The sequence below is a fragment of the Synechococcus sp. R65.1 genome (assembly GCF_047461755.1).
Taxonomy (GTDB): Bacteria; Cyanobacteriota; Cyanobacteriia; order Thermostichales; family Thermostichaceae; genus Thermostichus.
Window position 1 is genome coordinate 1 of sequence record NZ_JANSHU010000020.1, and the last position, 20665, is coordinate 20665.

Genomic DNA, 20665 nt, shown 5'->3' on the forward strand with positions numbered 1-20665 from the left:
CCCCCATAGCTAGTCCGATCCCCACCAGCAAGAGAAGCCGCAGGCGCCTTTGCCCCCATCCCCAACCCGCTAGAGACCCCAAAAGCCAGGGCACGGTTACCGCCGTCACTGCCATCCAGCGCCAGGAAAATTGAATGCGTTGCAGGGGCAGAAACCACTCGTAGAGCCAAGCCAGCAGATCCGTCGTCATCAGCAGCGCCACCAGGCTAGCCCCAAAGCTGTAGAGCAAGGTAGCTCTGGCAAGGGAGCCAGCCGCATCAAAACTCCCCCCCGGCCGGCGGACCAGCCATTCTAGAAAAGCTAAGATCCCAACGCCCACCACAACCGCTGCCATCCAGACCCAGTACCCGACCAGGTTGCTCTCAAACCAGTGCTCTGTCCAGCGCGGCTGAAGCTGAGTTAGCCCGCTCAGCATTAAGCGATGCTGGGGCATGTATTCCTCGGCAAAGTTGACAAAATCCACCTGGGCATGGCGCTGATCCCAGAAAGCCGGCAGCAAATAAAAAGCCGCCCACCCCAGTCCCAGACCAAATCCCAGGTAGCAGCGTCCCACTCTGGGCCAGAAGGGATCCCTTCCCCCCACCACCCACGGTAGGGGCAGCCAAACCAGAGTAAAAATCAGCAAAGTGGGCAGGTGGGAGAGCGCTAGTAGGCCATAGCTCAGAGCCAAAGCCCCGATCGGCCAGAGGGACTGAGGCCGGCAAATCACCTGCAGCGAGGCCCAGAAAACCCAGGGGGAGACGGCAATGGCCCACACTTCTCCAATTGCACCCCGTTGGTAGATATCCACCAACCAATAGGGGCCGGCCATGCTCAGCAGGGCCAAGACCAGCGCCAAAGCCCAAGGAAGCACCTGCCGCAGCAGAACGTATAGCCCCAGCCCAAAGACCGCCATCGCCAGACCCATGCTGGCCACCAGGGATCCAGGCAGGTCCAGCCCCAGGGCGCGAAAGGGCAGGGTGGCTACCATACACAAAGGCGGGTAGAAGGCAAAGGTGGGATTGCCGTAGCCGAAGTTGGAGTACTCCAGCCAGCGGGGGTAAAACTGCCCGCCGAAAAACTGGCGCTGATACTGAAAGGCCCAACTGAGGTTGAAGTGGGTGGAGTGAGTCATGGGATAGCCTTGCTGCAGCATTGGCCAGAGCAGGGCCAACACTCCGGCCAGCAGCGCAAGCCCGACCAACAGCCCCGGTTGGCGCAACGCTTTCACCATCTTCAAGAGCCCACCTTTCGCGCACCGGGCAGATGTTTTCGATAGCTCCAGGCTGCAGGGCAGCTTCCAGCTTCTGTAGCAGGCGTTAGCCAAACAGACAGCCTTGGGCCCACCTCCCTCTTGGCCAGGAACTAATAGCGAATCCAAGCATAGGCAGCCTCAGAGAGCACCGGCACCTCGGCGTAGCGGCCACGCAGGTTCTGGGACCAAGCGTAGAGAGTAACAGCCATCACTCCCAGAAGGGCAGTGTTGGCCAAAATGCTGCCCACTGCCCCTAGCGCTAGGCTGCCAAGGAGCCTACCCAACACCTGCAGCAGCACTTGCACCAAGAACAGGGCAATGTTGAGCAGCAGCGCCTGCATGGTATTGAAGCGAACAAAGTGGGCGATGCGGCCGTTGCGGATGACGAAAAAGAGGAGGGCAAAGAACAGCCCCATCCCCAGCCAGCCCGTGACCAGAGGCAACAAATGCAGTAGCGGTAGAAAGATAGGGATCAGTCCTGGCAGGGATTGAAACAGCCCCGAGGGGACAAAGCCCAAGGGCAAAGCCGATACCAAAGGCAGAAGGTAAGGAAGGGATCCCCACAGCCGTTCGCGCCAGCGGGCCGGAGGCCTTTCGCTGGGAGTGATGTTGCCGCGCCAGGTCATGTCCTCGAGTCCCTCAGCTCACTGCAGTGGTCGCTAGAGTCTGCTTGTTTGGGCAATGCCGCTCCCTTGCCAGAGGAAAAGGGCAGACAAGCCTTGGGCCCATTGTAGTCGTTCGCGCAGCGGGACGGAGTCCTTTGGGTTTGGGGGGCTCCACGGGCTGGCTCGAAAGCCAGCTTCCCTTTTTTTGCGGCAAGACGTTCAGGGCGAGCATTCCAGCCGTTCGCGCAGCAGGACGGAGTCCTTTCTGGACTGGTATAATCGACGCCAACTCTCGGCTGTGCAGAGATCTATGAAAATCTCATCCTCTCCCCCTACTCGCCTCGTCGCCGCCTTGCTCTGGAAGGCCTGGTCTGGGCTCATCGGCTTTCTCAACGACCGTCTGTTGCCGGAGCGCTTCCACGTTCGGCCTGAGGCTTTGCCGGAGTGGCTGGCACAACTCTGGGGTCGCTACCTGCGCTATCGACAAGCCTCTCGTCCAGGGAAGATCCAGTTTCGCGGCCTGACGGTGGATCCCAGCCAAGGGGAATCCTCAGCTTCCCTGGTCGGGTCTAGCTTGCTCCGCTACCGTGGCTGCCCTCTGGAGAGGGTTGCCCACCCCCTCCCCCATCAACCCTTTCCCGTTCGCGCTAGCGGGATGGAGTCCTTAACCCCTTTTGTGCCCCCCTACTGGAGGCTGCTCAATACGCTGCGCTTGAAGTTGAGCCTGGCCGATGTCGATAGCTATTCGGTCACGCCAGCCCTACAGCGGGTTTACCGCGGCCAAGAGTTCTAACGCCAGCCCAAGAGCAGCGGAGTAGAGGGCGGGGAGACGATCCGACCCACGGAAAGCTGAGAATTCCTTTCTCGCTAGGGGCTAAGACCTTCTACAGTGGATAAGGAAGGTCATTGAGCTTGTTATGTCCAAATGCGGCGTGCTCCTGCTGAACTTGGGGGGGCCAGAAACGCAGACTGAGGTCCAGCCCTTTCTCTACAACCTCTTTGCCGATCCGGAGCTCATCCGGCTGCCCTTTCCCTTTTTGCAGGGGGCATTTGCCTGGGCCATCTCCATCCTGCGAGCGCCCAAATCCCGGCGCAACTACGCTGCCATCGGGGGGGGATCTCCTTTGCGGCGCATCACCGCTGAACAGGCGCAAAAGCTGCAGGCCCAACTGGTGGCGGCGGGCTACGACGTGCCAGTGTATGTCGCCATGCGCTACTGGCACCCGCTCATTGAGTCTGTGGTGCAGCAGATCAAGTCGGACGGGATCACCCGCCTGGTGGTGCTGCCGCTGTACCCGCAGTACTCCATCAGCACAACTGGCTCCAGCTTCAAGCTCCTGGATCGCCTCTGGGCCGAAGACCCAGAGCTGGCCCGCATCGAGCGCCGCCAGATCTGTTCCTGGTACGATCAGCCCCAGTATGTCCAGGCCATGGCTAGGGCCATCCGGGAGCAGTTGGACGCCTTCGAGGATCCCCTAGAAGTGCATGTGCTCTTTAGCGCTCACGGCATTCCCGAAAGCTACGTCACCCAGGCCGGGGATCCCTACCAGCAAGAGATGGAGGCCTGCGTCGAGCTCATCTGGCGCCAGGTGGGACGCCCAAATGGCTACACGCTCTCCTACCAGAGCCGGGTGGGCTCGCTGCGCTGGCTGCAGCCCTACACCGAGAGAGTAATCCCAGAGCTAGGCGCGCGGGGAGTAAAGCAACTGCTGGTGGTGCCGATTAGCTTTGTCTCAGAGCACATCGAGACCCTGCAAGAGATCGACATCGAGTATCGAGAGCTGGCCCACCGGGCTGGGATCCGCGATTTTCGCCGTGTGCCCGCCTTGAACGCCGACCCGCTATTTATTGCTGGCCTGGCAGCTCTGGTGCAGCCCCATCTGGTTCCCTCAGCACCTGCTTTTGTGCCGGCTGCGGTGGGCAGCTCGCTGCTGGAGCGTTAGGCAAAAGGACTCTAGGCGGGGGGCAGGCCACAGTTAGCACCTGTTTTTGCCCAGCGGTTAGGTGCAGGCACGGCCTGGCCAAGTACTTGTGCTCTGGGGATCCTAGCCTTTAAATCAAAGTTTCCCCCTGTGCAAAATCGATGAGCGAAGCCCTGCTGACCGAGTGGCTGCTGGCCTATTTCCACCAACGGCTGCCCTTTCCCAAAGAGTGGCTGCCCCAGGGGAGCTACTGGGTGGGGGGATCCCTGCGGGATGCCTACCTGGCTTGGCTGCGAGGCCAGTCTGGAGACTCCAAGGGGCCAGTGGATTTGGATTTAATGTGTCCGGCGGATCCGGTGGGGTGGGCAGCAGGGGTGGCGCGGCGGCTGAAAGCCGGCTTTGTGGTGCTGGATGCGGAGCGACAGATTGCCCGCATCGTGCTGGGCCAAGGAGGGGCTTCCCCTCCCACAGCGGCGACGGTGGACGTAGCCCTGCAGGCGGGCCCCACCCCGGCGGCGGATCTGTGGCAACGGGACTTCACCTGCAATGCCCTGGCCCTGGAGCTGCGGGAGGGGCAACTGTTGGATCCCACAGGGGGGCGGGCGGACATTCAGCAGGGGTGTCTGCGCATGGTTCACCCCGACAACCTCAGCGCCGATCCGGTGCGGCTGTTGCGGGCCTATCGCCAAGCAGCCCAACTGGGGTTTGCGCTGGATCCGGCCACGGCAGAGGCGATTCGCCAGCGGGCTCCCCTCTTGGCCAATGTGGCAGCAGAACGGGTGCGGGCCGAGGTGGTGACCCTGTTGGAGACGGGGATCCCGGGCCTGGCCCACCTGCAGGCAGCCGTGGCGGCAGGTCTGCTGGTGGCTTGGCTGCCCCGCCTAGCCCCCCAGAGCCCCGGCTTTGCCCAGGCCCAAGCCGTCTGGCAATGGGCCGAGATCTGGCAACCCCAGTATCCTCGCACTCTGGCGGAGCTGGCCCAGCCTTTGGCGGATCGGCGCAGCAGCCTGTTGGCGACGGTGTTGGCAGCCCTGCTGTGGGATCCGGCAGGCACCCCTGCCGAGACGGTGGAAACCGAACTGGAACGGCTGCGCTTTAGCCGGGCCGAGATGCGGGCCGTCCAAAGGCTGCACCAGCTTCTGCCCCACTTCCAGAGGCTTTTGGCCAGCTCCCCCACCCCTCCCCAGCAGTGGCGGCTCTACCAGCAGGCGGGATCCCTCTTTGGCGGCCTAGCCCTGCTGGCTGCAGCCACCGGCAGCTCGGCAGAAACGATCCAGCTTTGGCTTAGCCGCTACGAAGATCCCCAGGATCCCCTGGCCCATCTGGTGCCCCTGCTGGATGGCCGCGACCTACTGCACACCCTAGGCGGTCAACCCGGCCCCTGGGTAGGCCAGCTGTTGCAAGAGCTCCAGGAGGCCCAAGCTTGGGGCCAGATCCAAACCCGCGCCGAGGCCCTCTCCTTTGCCCGCCGCTGGCGCGAGAGAAGCTCCCAAACCTAGCCAAAGCGATAGCCAAAGCCGCGCACCGTTACCAAATACTCGGGGTTACTGGGATCCACCTCCAGCTTTTCTCGCAGCCAGCGGATGTGGACATCCACGGTTTTGCTGTCGCCCATGTAGTCGGATCCCCAGACCCGCTCCAGAAGCTGTTCCCGCGTCCAGACGCGGCGGGGATGGGACATGAACAGCTCCAACAGGCGGAACTCTTTAGGCGAGAAACTGACCTCCACCCCCCGCACCAACACGCGGCACTCCTGGGTAAACAGGCAAATATCCCCGTAGCGGAGCACTGTGGCCTCGCTGGTGTAAGCCTGCTGCCGACGGCGCAACACAGAGCGACAGCGGGCAATCAGCTCCCGCATGCCAAAGGGTTTAGTTAGGTAGTCGTCGGCCCCCAGCTCCAGGCCCACCACCCGGTCAGTCTCGCTGCTTTTGGCCGTCAGCATCAAAATAGGAAGGGTGTTACCCTCCCTACGCAACAGCCGGCACAGATCCAAGCCATTCAAACTGGGCAGCATCAGATCGAGGATCATCAAGTCCAGCCGCTCGGCTGTATGCACCAGCTCTAGTGCCTCCCGGCCGTCGGCAGCTTGCAAGACTCTGTACCCCTGTTCTTCCAGAGCAAGGGCAACGGTTTCCCGGATCGCATCCTCATCCTCCACCACCAGCAGAGTCTCCTGAAGGGGGGAAGCTTCCTTAGCTTGGGGAAGTTGACTGGTCATGGAAAGCAAACTCCGCCTCGCTTCATCACCCTCAATGGCAGCCGCCCGCTAGGATATCAAACTTCAGGGTTGGCCAACAGAGAGGAGAAAAGGTGTCAAATCGCGATTCGAGGTTCCAAGACGTCAGGTTGAACCCCGAAGGTTCCAACATTGGTTGGTTCAGGATGATTTAAGATTGGGGTGGAGCCGAAGCCACTGGCGCGGCCGGGCATGCTTGCTTCTCTTTCTGCACTCTGGACTACTGGCGGAGCAATTTTACGGTTGCTGCGCTGGCACAAGCCGGCAGGACGCTTGATTTTGATGATCCCTGCTCTGTGGGGAGCTTTCCTAGCCGGACGCGGAGCGCCGCCTTGGCCATTGGTCGGGATTCTCGTTCTAGGCAGTTTGGCCGCTAGCGGGGCAGGCTGTGTAATCAACGACCTCTGGGATCGGGACTTGGATCCGTTGGTGGAGCGCACCCGCACCCGCCCCCTAGCCAGCCGCGAATTGAGTGTTGGTGTCGGCATCGCAATGGCGTTGCTCTGCTTGGCCTGTGCGGGGGGTCTGGCGCTGTTGCTCAACCCCGTTAGCTTTGCCCTCTGCGTGGCAGCGGTGCCGGTGATTTTGCTCTACCCAGGGGCCAAGCGGGTTTTTCCAGTGCCCCAACTGATCCTGGCGTTGGCCTGGGGATTTGCCGTGCTCATCAGTTGGACAGCGGTGAGAGGTCAGGATCCCCAACTACCCCTGTGGGAGGAGGGGCTGGGCTGGCTGTGGCTGGCCACGGTACTCTGGACTCTAGGGTTTGATACGGTTTATGCTCTCTCGGATCGCGAGGACGACGAGCGAGCTGGGATCCACTCCAGCGCCCGTTTCTTTGGCCGGCAAACCCCAAGGGCGGTGGGGCTCTTTTTCCTAGGCACCACCATTGCCCTCTTGGGGGTGGGGCTTAGCCTGCAGTTGCACGCGATCTATTTCCTCAGCCTGGCAGTTGCCGCCGGCCTCTGGGCTCGGCAAACCTGGCAGCTTCACCGGGTCCATTCCTCCCCCAGCCTCTACCCAGCTATCTTTGGCGAGAACGTGGTGCAAGGCTTTATCCTGCTGGCGGGGATGATTGCCGGCTGCCGGCTGGCCTAGTTGGGATAGATGCGCAGGCGGCGGTTGGGCTCTTCGCCAAAGCTCTGAGCGCGCAAGTGATAGGACTCCACCAGCTGATGCTGCAGCTTGCGGATGTGGGCAGAGCGGGGTAGGAGCTCCACCGGCTGCGACTTGGGGATGACGATTTGCTCCACCGCCAGGCGAGCTTCTTCCAGAGCTTCTGCTTCTTCTGCTGTGCTAGCCTGAATAAACAGCTCCAGGTCTGACTGGGCCCCCTCCTCACTCTCGATGTTGAGGATGCGGCGCAGGGCGCCGGCCAGAGCAATCAGGGTATTGGCCTTGACGGTATGAATGGGGATCTGGCGGGAGTGGGCCAGTTGCTGAATCTTGGAGCGGCTGCGCACCTGGGATCGCAAAGCCAAGACAATATCGGCCTCATCCAGGTCTTTGGTAACCTGCGCCGGCAGCTGCAGGGTCTGGATGACCTGCTCTAGGTGGAAACGGCTAACCCCATAGGGGTAGATCCTCAGGAGCCCCTCTGGGTCTTGCGGGAGCTCCGCTTCCTTTTCCTCCTCGGCTTTGGACTCTGACCGGGGGCTGGCTAGCGACCCCGCGGAGGAGGTAGGTTCTTCCTCCCTCGCTAAGGACAATCCAGGTTGCTGCAGACGGGTTGCAACCGGTTCCAAAGGTAAAGGCTCCAGGCGGCCGGAGGATCCCCAAGTGCCCCCCCCAGCAAACAGGGCAGTGTCGGCAGGGGGCCACTGGGGTCGCGAGAGGCTTGAGCGTCCGTTCATGCCAGTGGTACTGCGCACAATCACCACTTGGCCGCGTTCGTCCAGGCTGCGTATTTGGATTGACGCCTCGCGGTTACGTAGGAGGCAATCCACTGTGGCTGCCACATCTTCGTGGATGACCCAGCGATGCCGCTCTAGCATCTCCACCGCAATCTCAAAAGTCGGGGGAGCCTTGCGCTCCAGGACACTCTTCTGACAGCCCCGCCGCCGTGCCTCCTCGTCCCCCAGCGTGACGGATTGGATCCCGCCTATTAGATCCGAGAGGGTGGGGTTTTTAATCAGGTTTTCGATGCGGTTGCCATGGGCAGTGGCCACCAGTTGCACCCCTCGCTCGGCAATGGTGCGGGAGGCTAAAGCTTCCAACTCTGTGCCAATCTCGTCGATGATCACCACTTCCGGCATGTGGTTTTCCACCGCCTCGATCATCACCTTGTGCTGCAACTCTGGGCTGGCCACCTGCATGCGTCTAGCCCGGCCAATCCCTGGGTGGGGCACGTCGCCATCCCCGGCAATCTCGTTAGAGGTGTCGATGATAATGACCCGTTTGTGCAGCTCGTCTGCCAAAACGCGGGCAATTTCCCGCAGGGCAGTGGTTTTGCCTACTCCTGGCCGGCCTAGCAACAGCATTGAGCGGCCCTGCTCCACCAGATCCCGAATCATGGTGATGACACCGACCACGCAACGGCCCACCCGACAGGTGAGGCCAATGATCGTGCCCTGGCGGTTGCGGATGGCGCTAATCCGGTGCAGGGTTGAGGCAATGCCAGCCCGGTTGTCGCTGCTAAACTCCCCCACTTGGCTGATGACCAAATCCAGGTCGGCGCGGCTAACTACTTCCTCGGAGAGGTACTCCGCAAAGCCGGGGAAACGGGCTTCCGGGCGGCGGCCCAGATCCAGCACCACCTCCACCAGCTGATTTAAGTGAGGATGCTGCTGCAGCCGCTCCCGGATGGCTGGGGGCAGAACGTCCAGGAGCTTGTTTAAGTCGTCGTTGTAGAGGACTTGTCCAGGAAAGGAGGTGGGTTCCCTTTCCCTGTTAAAGGTCTGGGCTGGGAAACTCATGGTCAAGCGACGCTGTCAAGCACTGGAAAAACAGCTCGGTCGGAGGGCAACTGGCCGCTGCTTTACCTGCTGCACCAACTGCTTGGCTAACAGGATCGCTGTGGTCAGGCCAGATCCTTCCTCTAGATGGGCAGCCACCAACTGGCGGGCATAACTGCCAAAGGCGATCCCCGCCACTGGCCAGCAGGGATCCAACAGCGACACTGTTTGCGCATTGGTTCCACCTGCCAATTGCACATAGCCAGGTAGGCCCATGTCCAGCACCTTGCGGGCCAGCTTTAGGGTGGCCTTGCTAGTGCCAGCCCCAATATCTCCGCTCATGGGCCGGCCGTCCACCTGCCAGATCAACACCTCCGGCACGGGATCCATCAGGGTTAGCAAATCCCGCAAATAGGCCTCAAGGCCCGGACCATCGTTAAAGCTAATCGAGACGGCCTGCAGCCGTCCCAGCCATGGCTTCAGGGCTCTCCACACTTGCTCAAACTGCTTCTGCCGGCCGATACAGGTGTGGATTTCTACTGCCTGAACGCCCAGCTCCACTAGAGACGGCAAGACCTCCGCTACTGCCACCTGATAGCCAGAGGTAACAATGCGCCGGTAGGGACAGACGGGCTCGCAGCGGCCACAGCCGTAGCACAGCTCCGCCTGGATGTAAACCCGGGCAGAGGGGCCTAGAGGCACCAAGGCATGGGGCGGACAGACCGCCACACAAGGCTGTGGACACTCGGCAGGGCAGGTGGGCTCTGTCAGGACTGCCTTGCGGAAATGGACATCCTCGCCGTCGTTAAGGCTAACCATCAGCCAAGGGGATCCCGCTTGCGGGTCTTCTGCTTGGGCTCGCTGGATCCCTTGTTGGGCAGCTCGGACAATAGCCGGCTCAGCGGCAACGTCGATGCAATCGGCCCCAGCTAGGGTGTAGAGAAAGGCTAACTCCCGAATGGAGGGCAAGTGGTGGAAACTTGCGCCACAGATGAGCTTGAACCAAGTGCCCTGGTGCAGCGAGGCTTTCGGCAAGGTCACAGGTACAACTAGCCACCAGCAAGGCCGCCTACTTGAGATGGTAGCAAAGATCCTCAGGCGCTCTGCAGGGCGCTCTCTAAAGGTTGCCAGCGAATTGACCGCTCTCGAGCCAGCTCCACCACAAACTTCACGCCCTTGTCTTCTTGGCTGAGCTTCACCAAGTAGGAAAGTTCTTGCCGGCTGAGGACATGCCCCTCGTAAAACCAAAAGACCAATCCCTTGGCCTTGGGGGGCAAAGTGGCCCGGTACTGCTCAATTAGCGAAGGGTAGAAGTAGGTGCGCCGCTGCGACTTGCCCAGGGTGGCAGGCCGCACCCCATGGCTGCGCGTCAGATAGCTGGCTAGATCCCCAATTCCCTTGCTAGAGAGGGTAACCACCTCATAGCCGGCCCCGCGCAGCCGCCGCAGGTAGTGTCCTTCGGATCCCCCTTCCGGCGTGACAAACATGGCCAAAGCCCCAGCCTGCTCGAGCTGTTGCACAAACTTGGCACCTGAGCCGACTAGCAACATAAGAAGCTCCGTCTTTGCCTGCGCCCATTGTAGCGGGAGTATGCCCCTGGCCGAGGATAGAAGTTTCCGATAGAACTCCTAGAAACTCCCTGGTTCTCCCCGACGTGCCGAAGAGCGGAGGCAGAGCAGGAAGAAGCGTTAGAATTGAGGACGACAGGAGAGCAACCACCAATGGCTCAACCAAGCTACCCCGTAACCAAAAGCGACGCCGAGTGGCGGCAGCTGCTTACTGAAGAACAGTACTACGTGCTGCGTCAAGAAGGGACTGAACCCCCCTTCCGCAATGCCTACTACAACAACAAGGCCCCAGGGATCTATGTCTGCGCGGGCTGTGGGCAGGCGCTGTTCTCTTCAGAGGCCAAATACGACAGCGGCACCGGCTGGCCCAGCTTTTGGCAGCCAATTGCTCCAGAGGTGATTGGCACCAAGACCGACTGGAAGCTGCTTGTGCCCCGCACCGAGGTGCACTGCTCCAACTGTGGCGGTCACCTGGGGCATGTGTTTCCGGATGGCCCCCCGCCAACAGGCTTGCGCTACTGCATCAACTCGGCAGCTTTGAAGTTTATCCCAGCCAACGCCTAGGCCTTTAAGCCGCCTGCCGGCTGAGCATGTCGGACTACACTTTCTTGGATGCTACCTCGATCCTGCTGCGGGAGGGCCTGGAAGCTCTCTTGGTGCTGCTGGCCCTGGTGGCGCTTCTTGGGAAGAGCGGGCAGTCGGCCCAGCAGCGCTGGGTATGGCTGGGAGGAGCAGCGGGTCTATTGGCAGCGGTGCTGCTTGGCCTCTTGGTCAAGCTGTTTTTCCAGCAGCTACTTACCCACACCCGCCAGGAGGTGCTGGAGGGGATCACGGGGCTGGTGGCAGCAGCTCTCCTGTTTTCGATCAGCCTCTGGCTGCACCGGCGGCCGGCCACCGCTGCCTGGCAAACTTTCGTCCACGAACAAGCTCAAGTAGCCCTTGCCAGCGGTCAGGTTTTTTCCCTAGCTTTCCTGGCCTTTACAGCCGTGTTTCGCGAAGGGGCGGAAACGGTGGTGTTCTATGTGGGGTTGGCGCCTTCCCTGCCGGCTCGGGATCTCTGGCTCGGAATTGGCTTGGGAGCTCTTCTGCTTGCAGGAGTGGCAGTTTTGCTTTTGCCCTTGGGTCTAAAACTGCCCTTGGGGGCTTTTTTCCGGGGTTTGAGCCTGCTGATCTTTTACTTGGGCTTTAAGTTCCTGGGCAGCAGCCTCCACGCTTTGCAAGTTGCAGGCTGGCTTCCGACGACCCCCTTATCCGGGATCCCGAAGCTGCGCTGGTTGGGGATCTATCCCACTTGGCAGACGCTGATCCCGCAAACGGTGCTGCTGGGAATAGCCTTTGTCTTGTGGATGAGGCAATGGCTGCGGGCTGATTCTGCTCAAAAGCTCTCTCCGTGAGAGAAAAACAGAGCCCGCCCCTAGGGAGCTGGCAGGCTGCTGCGTTTTAACCCAGAAATCAGGTGTCGTAAACGCGGCACTCGACGGCGTCGGGGTTTTCAGCACAGTGCTGCTCGAGGCTGGTGGGGGCCTTTGGCTGGTGGCTGCGGGCTGCCAGCACCTCCTCTACCGCATCCCAGGCTGCACGGCAGTGGGGATCCCCTTCGCCGTACTCAGAGCAGACTTTGCGCGCGTTCTCCAGCTCTTTGGCAATGACTTCAGACAGTCCCATATTCTCAAGCTCCTTTCGACCGGCAGGGCTCTTCACCCCTGGGTTGGTTGACGCAGATCGTCCACGGATAGGTTGAAGATGATACCGTTGGCCAACCAATCGCAGTGAATCTACTACCTACTATTCTATGTAGCCCCCGCCGGAGGGTGTTGCCATCCTTTTGCAATCTCTTTGGGATCACCTCAAGCCGCCAAACAGTTGGCTAATCTGCTGCCGCACCTGTTCCGGGGATCCCTGTTGGCGTACCTGCCCTTGCGCCAGAAAGATCGCCCCGTCTGCCCATTCCAGCTCTGCCAGCCGATGGGTGACCCAAAGAGCGGTGATCCCCTCTTGATCCACCAGTTGGCGGACGCAGCGCAGCAGATCCCTCTGGCTATCGGGATCCAAGAGGGCCGTCGGCTCGTCCAACAGCAGCACTTCACAGCGCTGGGCCAACGCCCCGGCAACTGCTACCCGTTGCTTCTGCCCACCGCTGAGGCCGTGGATAGGCCGGCGGATCAAGTGGCGCAAGCCCACCTGCTCCAGGGCCCTCTCCACCCGCTCCTGGATTTCTTCCAAGGTGAGGGGCTCTGCCCCCAAACCAAAAGCTACATCGGCCCCCACCGTTGGCATAAACAGCTGCTGATCCGGGTTCTGAAACACGTAGCCTAGCCGCCCCCGCACCTCCCAGAACCCCGCCAGGGGCTGGGGATAGGTGAGCACTCCTGATAGGAGCTGCAGCAAGGTCGATTTGCCGCTGCCATTGGGCCCCAGCAGCATCCATAGCTGGCCCTTGGGAACAGCAAAGCTGCACTCCTGCAGGACCGGCGGACTTCCTGGCCAGGCAAAGGTCAAGCCCTCTACCCGGATAGCCAGCGGGGATTCTCTCCCAGTTAGGGAACTCATAGACCCCTAAGGAGCTGGCCTTAGCCCTGCAACTGGGCCAAGAAGCCAGGGCGGACTCCCATGGGCGCGGTGCCCGACTTGGAGGTCATTTGCACACCACACAGCTCGGCAGTTAGCAAGAACACCTTCTTGCCCGTGCGGTCGCAGGTCAGCTCTAGGCTCTGAGGGGATCCGTTGCGAAGAGCCTCAACCACACTTTGATAGGCGCGGTTGGCCGCTTCCTCCTCTTTTTGGTGGATGACGATAGGGGCAGGATTCCCTTTCAGGAGCAGTTCGAGAGTATACATGGCTGACCGTTTGCGTAGTGGGCTGTGGACACCTGATCCCAGTATCGCAGGTTAAGGCGAGAGCTGGAGATCCCTGCCCTAGGGACAGGGGAAGGTGGGGGCGGGATCCCCTTCACTGAGGGCAGCAAACCAACTAGAAAGGACAGCTGGCAGGCACAGGCCGGGGTTGCCCCCAATGTGGAGCCGTTCTAGCCGCGGCAGTTCTGCCAAGAAGCTGGGCAGCTTGCCTGTGAGCTGGTTACGGGCCCGGCGCAGATCCCGCAATTGCTTAAGCTGGGCTAGCTCGGGGGGTATGGGTCCGCTGAGGCGATTGTCCGACAGGTACAGATTTTCCAGGTTGCGCAGTTGCCCCAGTTGGGGCGGAATGGGCCCAGAAAGCTGGTTGCGATCCAAAAACAGCCCCTTAAGAGAGCTGAGCTGGCCGAGTTGGCTAGGAATGCTGCCACTGAGCTGGTTATCTTGCAAGCAGAGGTTTTCTAGGCGGCTGAGCCGACCTAGCTCTGGAGGAATGGATCCAGAGAGCTGGTTGTGATCCAAAAACAGTCCCCGCAGCTTGCCCAGTTGTCCTAGCTCCGGCGGAATGGGGCCAGAGAACTGGTTGTAGTCGAGAAAAAGCTGTTCCAACTCCCTCAACTGCCCCAGCTCGGCGGGGATAGGGCCGGAAAGTTGGTTGTAGCTTAGGGACAGAGCCCGCAGCCGGCGAAACTGGCCGATCTCCGGTGGCAGGGATCCCCTTAGCCCGCGGCGATCCAACACCAACTGGACAAGGCACTGATCTCTATCAAACAGAGCTACTTCCTCCACCACCACCTCAGGCCGGCCCATTGCGGCCAAGATTTGCCGGAGGAAGAGAGGATCCTGGCAGGAGGCAGCAGGCCAGGCCATCCTCCCCCAGCTCAGCCAAGCCCAAATCACCACTAGACCCAACACCCACCACCGCTGCTGAGCTTTTCCTAGCCCCTGCCCCATTGCCCTGCTCCCGAGGCCTCCCAACTGCCAGGCAGCCTCAGGAATTGGCAGCAGCAAGTTGCCAGGGAATAGAAGAGCAATGAGAAGATTGCCGCGACAGCCAACAGCGGCAGAACTGCTGAGATAAGGGCCTAGAGCTTGACCGCCTGGGAGCGCTGGATCACCTCAGCTTCGCTTAGAGGGGTGGGGGCGTGAAAAGACAGGCACCAGGGAGTTTGGATTTTGCAGGGCGGGTGAAGCTGCTGCGAGGAGAGATAAAACTGTCCCACCTTTAAGACAGCCACATCTTCTCCGCTTCCTCCCCGCTGGGCAATTTGCTCGCGCACTACCTCGATGGCTGCCGGAGACGTGACCCGGCCAAAGAACTGGGTGGAGCAGTTGGCAATAATGTTGTGGTCGATGCTTTTGGGAGCCTGGGTGGCGAAAATGAGGCCCAGGCCGTATTTGCGCGCTTGGGCGGCTAGGCGCAGCAGGCTCTGCTTGCAGGGGGTAGTCCCCTGGGAGGGCACAAAGTCTTTGGCCTCGTCGATGACCAGCAGCCCGCGCACTGGCGCTTCCGGCGGGGCGGGGTTTTTCTTGATCCAGGTAAACAGCGCCATGGCCAGTTGATTGAGAAATTGCTGCTGTTCCCCCAGGGTGGGAAGGCCCACCAAGTTGACAACCGACACCCGGGTTTTGCCGTAGTCTGAGCCCAGCCCCAACAAGATGGCCGGATCCAACGCCATCCCCTGTTGATGGAGCAACTTGTTGTTAACCATGGCAGCCTTGAGGAGATTAGCCATCTGCAGCGCCAGTTGCGGCGCCTTGCTGATACCAGCTCCTGCTTCCGGAGGCAGATCCGCAAGGAACTCGGCAAAGTCAGCTAGAGATCCCGGCTGGTGGGTGGCAAAGTATTTCAAAGCTGCCTTGAGAACCCCCCGCTTCAGCTCGTCGCTGACGGTCTTGCCGGGAGCCACGATCTCCTGGAGGGCGCCCCAGGCCATGTCGACGGCTTGCTCCAGCTCTTCGGGATCACCAGCCAGCGCAGCAAAGTCCGGCAGGGGGGCAAGGGTGAGGGGGTTGCCCGCCGCCAGCCCAGGGGTCCAAACCACCACCTCGGTTTGGGCAAAGTAGCGCTCTGCCTTGGCTTGATCCTCCTCTGTCCAGCCTTCGGGAGCGGCAGGCCAGGGATCCCCCAGCCGGGCCAAGTCGTTGGCTGCATCGATGACGATGGAAGGGATCCCTTGCAAGGCCGCCTCCTCCACGATGCGTCGCAAAAGCACCGTTTTCCCGGAGCCGCTGCCGGCCAGGATCACGGTGTGCCGCACCAGCTCTGGGACGGGCAGAAAGACCGGATCCCCTTCTCGATTGGCCACCCAACGCCGCCCGACCAACAAACCCGTTAGGTGCAGATCCTGCTTGGCTTGAGGGGCCTTGCCGTTCTCTACCCTAGAAAGTGAGAAATCCCCTTTTTTGGCAGGCTCAACTTTTGGAGTTTCCTGCGCAGGGATCCCTTCCTTCAGCCAGGCGAGGAGCTTGGCCAGACCCGAATCCGGCTCGGCGGCTGCCAGTTGGGCAAGGGGCTGCCGCTCCGCCAGCCAATCTCTAAAATCGCGTCTGGATTGGAGCTGCTCCAGGGCCAGCAGAACCCTGATTTCCCTTCCGCTGGGCTGCCAGTGGATCCCACCCTCCTCAAGGAACTTTTGCCACAGTTTCTGAGTACGTTCGCCTCCTGGTAGGGAGGTAGTGCGCACCACTACCAACTTGCGAAATCGCAGGGCCGCGTCGATCCCGGCTGCCGTCCTAGCAGCTACTAAGCGAGTTTGGAAAGATCTAGGATTAGTTGATTGAATAGCTGTAAAACAAAGGTGCCTTTCCCGCTCGTTTGCCTCGTAGAAGATTAGCCGCAAGCGAGAATGCAGAGGCGAGAAACCTCTGGATCCAGGGAAGTCAGTTTCCACTTGGCTGCCAATACTAGCCGGCAACTTTTCCTGCCAGACGAGAAAGTTGCACAGAGAAGCTAGGGGCTCTTTCCATATCTCGTTCTCGTTTTCCTGTAAATACGGGGAAATATCAACCTTTTGCTTGGCCTCCTCAAAGATTCGATCTAGTTCCTTCAGTGGAGGGGGACTTGGAGTGATAGGAGCAGAACTTGGGACACCTAACTCGGTAACTCTCCCTTCCCGTAGGCATTGCTCCCTGTGCTCATGACATTTCTGGAGGAGCTGCCGAGGATAGATACTCTGCTGGAAGAACTCCGGCTTAAACGGGTAGGAAGGATAGGGAGGGATAAAGCCCACCTTGTGGTAGGCAGCCTGCAGGCGAGGAACAACAACTCCCTCAGCGACAGCGACACTGTCCCGAGGAAGAGGCCTCAAAGTTAAAGGCGGCTCAAAGCGTCCTGTAAAGGTTTTAACAGCTGTTTTCGTTAGAATTTCCCAAGAATGGTTTAGGCACGAGATGATGACAAGGGATCGGGAGAGGCAGTCCCGTAGCCCAATGAGGCCACCTGCGATGTTATGAATGATGTTTTGGGAAGCTTCTCTTTCTGTCTCTGGCGAGAGCTCCTGCAAGGATGACGAAGGACTAGGACTTGTTTGAGATTGCACAACAATGGGATCCAACTGATCCAAAGCAACTACAGTGGGTCCCCTTAGGCTCATCAGCCAAGAAAGCCCTGCAACAACTTGACTAGGATTTAAGCTGGCGTTGGTAAAACCGAATTGTCGGGCAACCTCTGATTCCACACCTAGGCCCTGTATCCAGCTAGTACCTATTGACGCCAGTGAAAAATCATTCGAATTAGCTAGAATGGCAGCTCGTACACAATCTTGGTACTTGATGGTGTGCTTGCGATCTTGAGTGAATAGCCATTGCAGAGTTTGTCTAATGACGTCGAGCAAAGATTCGTGGGAAAAACTGGCGATCTCCTTCGCCTGCTTGGGAGTAGAGAGAGCTCTCAGAAAGACCAGATCGAGAATTTTTTGGAGCTGGCTAGTGCCATCAGGCTCTTCCTGAAGCAGAGAGGTGAGGTAGCCCTGGATTACGGTTTCCCAAAAGTCTTTCACATCGGTCATGTCCACTATGACAAATCCCACCCCTTTTTCAAAGCAGTGCTGTCTTAAGACCCTGAGAAGGTGGGTTTTGCCAGAGCCACCATCGCCAAGCACAGGGATTCCAAAGGGTGTCTCCATCTGGGGAGATTGGATTAACTTCTCCAGCCGGCTGAATAGCTTCTCCCTGACATCCCGGTTAAGCTCAGGAACGTCAAAATCCGGAGGTTGCCAGATTTTTCTAAGATGAACTGTCCAATCAAAATCAACCTCCTTGAGGGCTTCTAGAGCTTTTTGTTGGTTGATTGAGAAAGAGGTACTTTCCTTGGAAGTCATGGCTAGTTCCTAACACGAAGAACGTGCTTTTTGTAGCCGTACAGGTCAATAGCGGCGGCTTCGATTTCAGGAGTAATGGACAGAGGATCGTTCAGGTCCATCAGCACTATCTTGGCTTGGTCGTGCAAAGTCAGGAGCGCCTGATCCAATAGCCAGCGGGGAATATCGGGGAATTTTTTGCGCAACTCATTGAGGTAGACCAGGACGTAACGCCCTCCCATCCCCTCGCAAGTGCGAAAGACCTTCTCGAGGAAGTTAGGATCAACCTCCCCTTCGCTAACTTCCCAGGGCTGCGTTTGCCCAGTAGGAACAGGGGCTGCTCCACCGAGAGAGGGTCTGTTCGCGTCAGCGGGCCGTAGGCCTAGAATCCGCGCCAAGGGAACGTTCTCCCGCTGTGCGTAATCCACTAGGGTTGCCAACGCCTTTTGCAAAACAACTGCTGCCTCTGGCGACTTGGAACGGGCAATGGCCGTTGGAGGTGTGGTAGAAGCCCAGTCCCAGGCCTTGTCAGTCAGCACAAGCCGGGTTATCCTCCTTCCCTTTTCGACTACAGTCTTGCATTCAATGAGGCCCTTTTCCTCCAACAGCTTGAGCTCTTTGGCCCTATGCTTTGGCTTCACTTGCGACTTGGTCGGTTCTTCCCCTGTTAGCAGGAGCTTCCAGAGCAAGATTTCGCTTTTGGGCAACAAATCGCTCATTTCCCCAACCTCCAGCCCTGCCTCAAAGCCGGCTCTGTTGCAATTGAACCACCTTGCGGATCATCTCCACCGCCCGCTCGCAGTCGGACATCACCAGCTCATTGGGAATCCGCAACACCAAGTAGCCGGAGATGAGCAACTCGTAGTCCCGCAGGCGATCCTGGTAGTAGTGGTTTGGCTCGCGGTGCTCTGGCCCATCCACTTCCACCACCACCTTACCCTCCCGCCAAAGCAGATCCGCTCGGAAAGCGCGTCCGTTAACACTCTGTACAGTTTGGTTGAATTCCAGCAAATTCTTTAACTGCGCATCTGCTGCCACCCGGTCGGCCAGCTTTCTCTCGGCGGGACTGAAGGGGTGAGGGGATCCCTTGTAACCCACCACCACCTGCACCGAGCTGTCGAACTCCTTTAGCCTCTCAGGAAGCGGCAGTCGAATGGCACCGTAGCTCACGGAGGCCAATTCGGGGTGATCAGTCAAAGCGCTCGGCACCACCAGCACCAGCCGTGCCTGACTGTGGTCAGCCAACCAGATAGCTGCCTTGGCCAAGCCGAGTAAGTAGCTGGGCGCCGGCTCCGTCTCGTCGGTTGCCAAAGCCAAGGTCAGCTCGCGAGGGGCAATGGCCTTGGCCAGTTGCTGCACCTGGATCGCCCGCTGGATCCCTGGCAGCAGAGGCAGGCGTTGCTGTTGGCACAGGTGCATGGCCGCCCTGAGCCAGGTGCTGGCAATGGTGGGATCCTGTTTTGCTGGTAGCTCTTGGGCGCGGAGACGATTGTGAGCTTGAACCTCTGCCGTTGTGCCCGGCTCAAACTTTTCCCCATACCAATAAGGCCAGAGGGATAGAGCTACCCTCGCCAGCACCTGCAGACACTCATCGAGGATGGCATCCTGGGCAGGAATTCGGTGCCAAAGCTTGGAGACAAAGACCGTCTCTCGAGTTTCAGCCTCCTCCGCCAGGCTCGCTAGCGCTTCCTCCACGCACGGCGCCAGCAATAGCTTGACCTCCCCCTCTTTGCCTAGGTCTTGCCACGAAAGAACGGCCACCTCGCCTCTCCCACCTGCCTCCTGGAATCCTAGCCTAGGCCAGGCCGGGGGGAGAGGGTATCGCAAGCTGGGTCGGCAGGGATTCGAACCCTGGGCCAATCGGTTAAAAGCCGAGTGCTCTACCGCTGAGCTACCGACCCGAGTTTACACTTTCGTTATGATAGCAGGACTTTTGTCACATTCGCGAAGACTCTAGCCGGATCCCCGAGAGTTTTGCTAGTCTAGATGTAAGCTAACCCCGGGGCTGTAACGGTTTCGACGGGGTGGCGAACAAGGGTTCATGATACAGGTCGGGCTTGAGCTTATCCCGTTACCACTAGGCTCAACAAAGTAGGTGCGAACAACGTCGTACCTTTTGCTCGTAAAGCAGCTGCTCTGGCTGCCTAAGGCTCAGTAAGAGAAGTCTGAGCTCGAGGATCCTCCCACGACCCCGTTAAGTGGGCGGGTCACAACCCCAACGGGTGCAGCTCTCTTCTCCGGCTCCGTCGAGGGAGAGCCTAAGCTTAGGCGGAGAACTCCCATCGCCGGGATCTAAACGGCGATCCCCGCCTCGAGGGTCAGAGAGGCTAAGCCTGTGAAGGAGTGAACCCCCAGTACCCATCTCGGACACGGGTTCGACTCCCGTCAGCTCCACTCCTTTGCCAGTTGGCTGCTACTTACCTAGCGGGGAGCCCGCGAGTGGTTGCACTTGGCCGATGACCATGTTTCCCAGTTAGGAGAGCACCCTACAATAAAGCAGGGTGTTGGAAGAGAAGTGGCCATGCAGCTCGTCGATGAACGGGGGCGTCTGCTGGGGAAGGTCAGCCTTCTGGATCTGGGGGCGCTGGCCATTGTAGTAGCGGCGATTGTGGCTGTCCTGTTTTTCCCCGGGCGGCAGGCGGGCAGCGTCGTCCAGGTGGGGGGTGGCCCCACGCTGCCGGTGGAAGTGGATATGATTGTGCGGGGGGTCAGCAGCCGATCCCTGGAACCTTTTCAAGCAGGTCAGAAGGCCGACTTGATTATCCGCAACCAACCCTACGGCCAGGTGGAGGTGGTGCGGGTGGAAAACGTCAGCCGCACTGTGCCGGTGGTTTTTCCCGATGGACGGGTTGAGAACTTGCCTGACCCAGAGCCCTACCGCTTTGATCTGGTGTTTACTTTACGGGGACGGGGCCAGCGGACAGAAAATGGCATTGTCCTAGGCAACAACCGCGTCAAAGTCGGCGTTCCCCTGGAGCTCGAGACCTTTAGCTACAACTTGCGTGGAACCGTGATGGATGTGCGGCTGCTGCAATCGTAGAGGATCTCGAGCC

General features: G+C 59.7%; 19 protein-coding genes, 1 tRNA gene, 1 other RNA gene and 1 pseudogene. 8 read left to right on the forward strand and 14 right to left on the reverse strand.

Translation table 11 applies throughout. The annotated features are described in order from the left end of the window. Both NW814_RS08790 and NW814_RS08795 read right to left on the reverse strand, forming a co-directional pair. Positions 1-1213, reverse strand: a pseudogene (locus tag NW814_RS08790) (hypothetical protein); the annotation flags it as partial. A gap of 131 nt (positions 1214-1344) precedes the next feature. Next, positions 1345-1860 (reverse strand): Tic20 family protein, encoded by a 516-nt coding sequence (locus NW814_RS08795; protein WP_414405999.1) that lies wholly within the window; start codon positions 1858-1860, stop codon positions 1345-1347. A gap of 289 nt (positions 1861-2149) precedes the next feature. Here NW814_RS08795 and NW814_RS08800 point away from each other — a divergent pair, with 289 nt between their 5' ends. The 3 genes from NW814_RS08800 (at position 2150) to NW814_RS08810 (ending at position 5260) form a co-directional block, all read left to right on the forward strand. Further along, on the forward strand, positions 2150-2632 hold the full coding sequence (locus NW814_RS08800; RefSeq protein ID WP_414406000.1) for a hypothetical protein: 483 nt from the start codon (positions 2150-2152) through the stop codon (positions 2630-2632). Between the two features lie 124 nt (positions 2633-2756). Beyond that, complete coding sequence (hemH, locus tag NW814_RS08805) at positions 2757-3782, forward strand: ferrochelatase (protein WP_414406001.1); 1026 nt, start codon at positions 2757-2759, stop codon at positions 3780-3782. A gap of 140 nt (positions 3783-3922) precedes the next feature. Next, positions 3923-5260 carry a CCA tRNA nucleotidyltransferase gene (locus NW814_RS08810; protein ID WP_414406002.1) on the forward strand — a complete coding sequence of 446 codons (1338 nt, stop codon included), beginning with the start codon at positions 3923-3925 and terminating at the stop codon, positions 5258-5260. Here the strand turns inward: NW814_RS08810 and NW814_RS08815 are convergent. Continuing rightward, positions 5257-6018, reverse strand: a complete 762-nt coding sequence (locus tag NW814_RS08815) for a response regulator (RefSeq protein ID WP_414406028.1) — start codon at positions 6016-6018, stop codon at positions 5257-5259. The two genes, NW814_RS08810 and NW814_RS08815, sit on opposite strands and share 4 nt — an antisense overlap. Before the next feature lie 174 nt (positions 6019-6192). Between NW814_RS08815 and NW814_RS08820 the strand changes: the two genes are divergently transcribed. Beyond that, entirely contained in the window at positions 6193-7095 is a 903-nt protein-coding gene (locus NW814_RS08820) for a 4-hydroxybenzoate solanesyltransferase (protein WP_414406003.1), read from the forward strand. Here NW814_RS08820 and NW814_RS08825 read toward each other — a convergent pair. From NW814_RS08825 to ndhN, 3 genes are read right to left on the reverse strand one after another with little or no spacing between them, the layout of a single operon-like run. Then, positions 7092-8912 carry a R3H domain-containing nucleic acid-binding protein gene (locus tag NW814_RS08825; protein ID WP_414406004.1) on the reverse strand — a complete coding sequence of 607 codons (1821 nt, stop codon included), beginning with the start codon at positions 8910-8912 and terminating at the stop codon, positions 7092-7094. The two genes, NW814_RS08820 and NW814_RS08825, sit on opposite strands and share 4 nt — an antisense overlap. A 15-nt stretch (positions 8913-8927) precedes the next feature. Further along, positions 8928-9932, reverse strand: a complete 1005-nt coding sequence (locus NW814_RS08830) for an LdpA C-terminal domain-containing domain (protein ID WP_414406005.1) — start codon at positions 9930-9932, stop codon at positions 8928-8930. Between the two features lie 53 nt (positions 9933-9985). Then, positions 9986-10441: an NAD(P)H-quinone oxidoreductase subunit N gene (gene ndhN / locus NW814_RS08835; RefSeq protein ID WP_414393074.1), complete on the reverse strand. Its 456-nt coding sequence runs from the start codon at positions 10439-10441 to the stop codon at positions 9986-9988. Between the two features lie 171 nt (positions 10442-10612). Here ndhN and msrB point away from each other — a divergent pair, with 171 nt between their 5' ends. Further along, positions 10613-11023 (forward strand): peptide-methionine (R)-S-oxide reductase MsrB, encoded by a 411-nt coding sequence (msrB, locus tag NW814_RS08840; protein WP_414393072.1) that lies wholly within the window; start codon positions 10613-10615, stop codon positions 11021-11023. 26 nt (positions 11024-11049) lie between these two features. After that, on the forward strand, positions 11050-11853 hold the full coding sequence (locus tag NW814_RS08845; RefSeq protein ID WP_414406006.1) for an FTR1 family protein: 804 nt from the start codon (positions 11050-11052) through the stop codon (positions 11851-11853). A 58-nt stretch (positions 11854-11911) separates the two neighbouring features. Here NW814_RS08845 and NW814_RS08850 read toward each other — a convergent pair whose 3' ends face one another. The 8 genes from NW814_RS08850 to NW814_RS08885 form a co-directional block, all read right to left on the reverse strand. Further along, on the reverse strand, positions 11912-12124 hold the full coding sequence (locus tag NW814_RS08850) for a CP12 domain-containing protein (protein WP_414393069.1): 213 nt from the start codon (positions 12122-12124) through the stop codon (positions 11912-11914). A 177-nt stretch (positions 12125-12301) separates the two neighbouring features. Beyond that, positions 12302-13009, reverse strand: a complete 708-nt coding sequence (locus tag NW814_RS08855) for an energy-coupling factor ABC transporter ATP-binding protein (protein WP_414406007.1) — start codon at positions 13007-13009, stop codon at positions 12302-12304. 20 nt (positions 13010-13029) lie between these two features. Beyond that, complete coding sequence (locus NW814_RS08860) at positions 13030-13296, reverse strand: hypothetical protein (RefSeq protein WP_414406008.1); 267 nt, start codon at positions 13294-13296, stop codon at positions 13030-13032. Between the two features lie 78 nt (positions 13297-13374). Further along, positions 13375-14265, reverse strand: a complete 891-nt coding sequence (locus tag NW814_RS08865) for a hypothetical protein (RefSeq protein ID WP_414406009.1) — start codon at positions 14263-14265, stop codon at positions 13375-13377. 131 nt (positions 14266-14396) lie between these two features. Beyond that, the gene (locus tag NW814_RS08870) at positions 14397-16229 is read right to left on the reverse strand and encodes a helicase HerA domain-containing protein (RefSeq protein ID WP_414406010.1); all 1833 of its coding nucleotides are present in this window, start codon (positions 16227-16229) and stop codon (positions 14397-14399) included. Between the two features lie 1406 nt (positions 16230-17635). Continuing rightward, positions 17636-18151: a hypothetical protein gene (locus NW814_RS08875; protein WP_414406011.1), complete on the reverse strand. Its 516-nt coding sequence runs from the start codon at positions 18149-18151 to the stop codon at positions 17636-17638. Positions 18152-18353: 202 nt separating this feature from the next. Continuing rightward, positions 18354-19373, reverse strand: coding sequence for an endonuclease domain-containing protein (locus NW814_RS08880; protein WP_414406012.1), 1020 nt, complete (start codon positions 19371-19373; stop codon positions 18354-18356). Between the two features lie 68 nt (positions 19374-19441). Next, positions 19442-19513 (reverse strand) — tRNA-Lys (locus NW814_RS08885). 100 nt (positions 19514-19613) lie between these two features. On the opposite strand from NW814_RS08885, the gene ssrA reads away from it, so the two are divergent. Beyond that, positions 19614-20009, forward strand: a transfer-messenger RNA (tmRNA) gene (gene ssrA / locus NW814_RS08890). A gap of 124 nt (positions 20010-20133) precedes the next feature. After that, positions 20134-20652, forward strand: a complete 519-nt coding sequence (locus NW814_RS08895; protein WP_414406013.1) for a DUF4330 domain-containing protein — start codon at positions 20134-20136, stop codon at positions 20650-20652. Positions 20653-20665 lie beyond the last annotated feature (13 nt).

Coding starts and splice junctions, on each gene's coding strand:
- NW814_RS08820 (WP_414406003.1), top strand. CDS start 6,193: ATGCTTGCTTCTCTTTCTGCACTCTGGACTACTGGCGGAGCAATTTTA.
- NW814_RS08865 (WP_414406009.1), bottom strand. CDS start 14,265: ATGGGGCAGGGGCTAGGAAAAGCTCAGCAGCGGTGGTGGGTGTTGGGT.
- NW814_RS08855 (WP_414406007.1), bottom strand. CDS start 13,009: ATGAGTTCCCTAACTGGGAGAGAATCCCCGCTGGCTATCCGGGTAGAG.
- NW814_RS08795 (WP_414405999.1), bottom strand. CDS start 1,860: ATGACCTGGCGCGGCAACATCACTCCCAGCGAAAGGCCTCCGGCCCGC.
- msrB (WP_414393072.1), top strand. CDS start 10,613: ATGGCTCAACCAAGCTACCCCGTAACCAAAAGCGACGCCGAGTGGCGG.
- NW814_RS08845 (WP_414406006.1), top strand. CDS start 11,050: ATGTCGGACTACACTTTCTTGGATGCTACCTCGATCCTGCTGCGGGAG.
- ndhN (WP_414393074.1), bottom strand. CDS start 10,441: ATGTTGCTAGTCGGCTCAGGTGCCAAGTTTGTGCAACAGCTCGAGCAG.
- NW814_RS08850 (WP_414393069.1), bottom strand. CDS start 12,124: ATGGGACTGTCTGAAGTCATTGCCAAAGAGCTGGAGAACGCGCGCAAA.
- NW814_RS08895 (WP_414406013.1), top strand. CDS start 20,134: ATGCAGCTCGTCGATGAACGGGGGCGTCTGCTGGGGAAGGTCAGCCTT.
- hemH (WP_414406001.1), top strand. CDS start 2,757: ATGTCCAAATGCGGCGTGCTCCTGCTGAACTTGGGGGGGCCAGAAACG.
- NW814_RS08810 (WP_414406002.1), top strand. CDS start 3,923: ATGAGCGAAGCCCTGCTGACCGAGTGGCTGCTGGCCTATTTCCACCAA.
- NW814_RS08825 (WP_414406004.1), bottom strand. CDS start 8,912: ATGAGTTTCCCAGCCCAGACCTTTAACAGGGAAAGGGAACCCACCTCC.
- NW814_RS08800 (WP_414406000.1), top strand. CDS start 2,150: ATGAAAATCTCATCCTCTCCCCCTACTCGCCTCGTCGCCGCCTTGCTC.
- NW814_RS08860 (WP_414406008.1), bottom strand. CDS start 13,296: ATGTATACTCTCGAACTGCTCCTGAAAGGGAATCCTGCCCCTATCGTC.